Below are 568 nucleotides of genomic sequence, written 5' to 3'. Positions count from 1 at the left end.
TGATCCTCCCCCGATTTCGCGGACACGGGTTTTAGCTCGCGTTCCGCTCGGCTTGCTCGGGTGTGAGGTAGCCGAGAGCCGAATGGAAACGTTGCCGATTGTAGTAGCCCTCGATGTAAGCGAACAGGTCGCGCCGCGCTTCATCGCGGGTCGCCCACCGTCGCTGGTGGACGAGTTCCACCTTGAGAGTGTGGAAGAAGCTCTCCATCGGGGCGTTGTCGTAACAGCAGCCCGTCCGGCTCATGGATGGGCTCGCCCCCATGCCGGCGAGCTGCTTGCGATAGGCCTCAGCCGCGTATTGGCTGCCGCGGTCCGAGTGACAGATGAGCCCAGCGGCTGGCCGCTGTCGCTGGGTCGCCATCATCAGAGCAGCCAAGGTTAGCTCGGCCCGCATGTGATCGCGCATCGCCCAGCCGACGATCTTGCGCGTGGCGAGATCGAGAACGGCAGCCAGGTAGAGCCAGCCTTCTTCAGTCGGCAAGTAGGTGATATCCGCCAGCCAGACCGTATTGGGCCGCACGGCTGAGAAATCCTGCTTCAGAAGGTTCGGGGCGATTGGCAGGTCGTG

Annotated in this window: 1 protein-coding gene; it reads right to left on the bottom strand. The window is 63.2% G+C overall.

What is annotated here, in order from left to right; translation table 11 throughout:
• Positions 1–31 precede the first annotated feature (31 nt).
• On the bottom strand, positions 32–568 hold a 537-nt coding region (locus tag ACKUB9_RS34400), incomplete at its 5' end, for an IS3 family transposase (protein WP_407531200.1).

This window comes from Methylobacterium oryzisoli, assembly GCF_046557895.1.
In the GTDB taxonomy this organism is placed as follows: Bacteria; Pseudomonadota; Alphaproteobacteria; order Rhizobiales; family Beijerinckiaceae; genus Methylobacterium; species Methylobacterium oryzisoli.
This window is presented reverse-complemented; position numbering and strand designations above follow the sequence as displayed.